General features: G+C 55.6%; 2 protein-coding genes. Both read left to right on the top strand.

From position 1 onward, the window contains the following. Positions 1–769 (top strand): Gfo/Idh/MocA family oxidoreductase (locus tag ACESLU_RS12480; protein ID WP_372638970.1); only part of this gene is annotated, 769 nt, incomplete at its 5' end. A 103-nt stretch (positions 770–872) separates the two neighbouring features. After that, complete coding sequence (locus ACESLU_RS12475) at positions 873–2,243, top strand: Gfo/Idh/MocA family protein (protein ID WP_372638969.1); 1,371 nt, start codon at positions 873–875, stop codon at positions 2,241–2,243. Positions 2,244–2,524 lie beyond the last annotated feature (281 nt).

Here is a 2,524-nt window from a genome sequence, read left to right as displayed (position 1 = left end):
TATAGAAACCCAGAGACGCGTGGCCGAAGGCGCCATCGGCGAAGTGGTCAGTGCCAATATCATTCGCAACGGCGGCGCCCTCTGGTGGGTGGAACGCAAGCCGGAGTGGTCGGATATGGAATACATGTTGCGCAACTGGGGCAATTTTGCATGGCTTTCCGGGGACCATATCGTGGAGATGTTTATCCATGAGCTGGATGTGATGAGCTGGTATGTCGGAAGTCACCCGGTCAAAGCGATCGGTTACGGGGGACGCCAGCAGCGGATATCCGGCGACCAGTTTGACCAGTTCAGTATCGTATATGAGTATGAAAACGGTAAAAAAGCGCATTGCGCCACCCGTCAGATCAATGGCTGCGACAATGGCCGTAAGCAGATGATTACCGGTACGGAGGGCTATGCCGATGCAAGCGGCATCCTGTATAACCACGATGGCGAAGTTATCTGGGAGTACCCGCATCCCGATGACGGGGATACCGATTCCGAATGGACGGTAAATCCACCCTTCCGTCAAGAGCATGTTGAACTGGTTACGGCCATACGAACCGGGGACTATATCAATGATTCCGACGAGCTGATCAAATCGACTCGCCTGGCTGTCATGGGACGCATGGCGGCCTATACCGGCGAGGAAATTACGTGGGACGAAGTCGTTGACTCCGATATGCGGCTCGGTCCCGATACCTATGAATTCGGTCCTGTTACCGGAATCCCGGAAGAACCGCCCGTGGTCGGAACCGCCCCTTCGCCGACCGACCGGTATAGTTAGGTATTAGAATTAAGGCAAAAAAGAGAAGGTAGGGGGGAGAAAGAGGTTGCATGAACTTCAAAAGAAGTAAGCTGAAACGGGGTTATTTTTTAGTGGTGTTTTCATGATGAAGAAAAATAAAAATAATTCGCAGAGCCGGAGTCAATTCCTTTCAAAAATGACGCTTGGGGCGGCGGGACTGCTGTCATCGAATCGTACCGGATCGGGGTCCCGCTCCGGGGCGTTCCAAAAGACCGAGCCGTATGTGACGATGGACGATCAGGCCCCGGATGGCGAGCCGCTGAAGGCCGGGCTGGTCGGATGCGGGGGCCGGGGGAGCGGGGCTGCCGTCAACTTTCTGGATGCGGGACCCAACCTCGAAATTACGGCCCTGGGCGATGTGTTCCAGGACCAGCTGGACAAGTGCCGGGCGAACCTGAACAAAGCGCGGGGCGTGGAGGTAGCCGACGAGCACTGCTACGTGGGCTTTGACGCCTACCAGAACGTGATCGATTCCGGCGTGGACCTGGTGCTCTTTGCCACGCCCCCCCATTTTCGTCCCATGCACGTCAGGGCCGCCATTGAGGCGGGCAAGCATGTGTTCCAGGAGAAACCGGTGGCGGTGGACCCGGTCGGCGCTCGGATGATGATGGAGACCACCCAAACAGCCAAAGAAAAGCAGCTCTGCATGGTCAGCGGTACGGCCCTGCGATACAGCAAAGACTATATTGAAACCCGCGAACGCGTCAGGGACGGTATGATCGGGGAGATCATATCGGGCCAGGCGCTGCGCAACGGGGGCGCCCTGTGGTGGGTGGAACGCAAGCCGGAGTGGACCGACATGGAGTACATGCTACGCAACTGGGGCAATTTTGCCTGGCTGTCCGGCGACCATATTGTGGAGATGCATATCCATCACCTGGACCTGATGAACTGGTACCTGGGAAAAAATCCCGAATTGGCCTATGGCTACGGGGGACGCCAACAGCGGATATCCGGTGATCAGTACGATTATTTCAGCATCCAGTACGAGTACGAAAATGGTGTGAAGATGCACGGCTCCATCCGGCAAATCAATGGGACGGACAGCGGAAGGGTGGAAATGATTACAGGAACCGAGGGGTATGTCGACTGCGGCGGGGGCATTTACAGCCACGACGGCGAACCGCTCTGGGAATACCCGTATCCCGGAGAAGAGGACACGGAGTCCGAATGGACGGTCAACGACCCGTTTGTGCAGGAGCATGTGGAACTCATAAAAGGAATTCGCACCGGTCCCTATATCAATGATTCGGAATTACAGGTCAACTCCACGCGACTGGCCATTATGGGACGCATGGCCGCCTATACCGGGGAGCAAATTACCTGGGACGAAGTCGTCAACTCCGATATGCGGCTGGGACCCGATACCTATGCATTCGGTCCCGTTGCGGGCATCCCGGAAGAACCCAGTGTGGTGGGCACGGCCCCCTCGCCGACCGACCGGTACTCGTAGCGGATACGGTTAACCGCCAATCCAGTCCTTCATCTAATGATTACGGGAGGGAAATTTTTTATGGATCAGGAACCTGTACCGGTTTTTAAGCGAAGAAGGTAAGCATCACTTGCATTCATTACTTAACACAGACAGAGACGAAACCACATGAATAGAAGAGAGTTTGCACAAAAGGCATTGATGGGGTCGGCCATGGTTGCGGCAACGCCCCTGCTGTCGTTATCGAAAGCGAAGGAAAAAAAGACGGATTTCCGCGGAATGGAGGAGATGGTCCCGCAGTT

This window comes from Fodinibius sp. (assembly GCF_041642155.1).
Classification (GTDB): domain Bacteria; phylum Bacteroidota; class Rhodothermia; order Balneolales; family Balneolaceae; genus Fodinibius.
This window is presented reverse-complemented; position numbering and strand designations above follow the sequence as displayed.

Coding starts and splice junctions, on each gene's coding strand:
- ACESLU_RS12475 (WP_372638969.1), top strand. CDS start 873: ATGATGAAGAAAAATAAAAATAATTCGCAGAGCCGGAGTCAATTCCTT.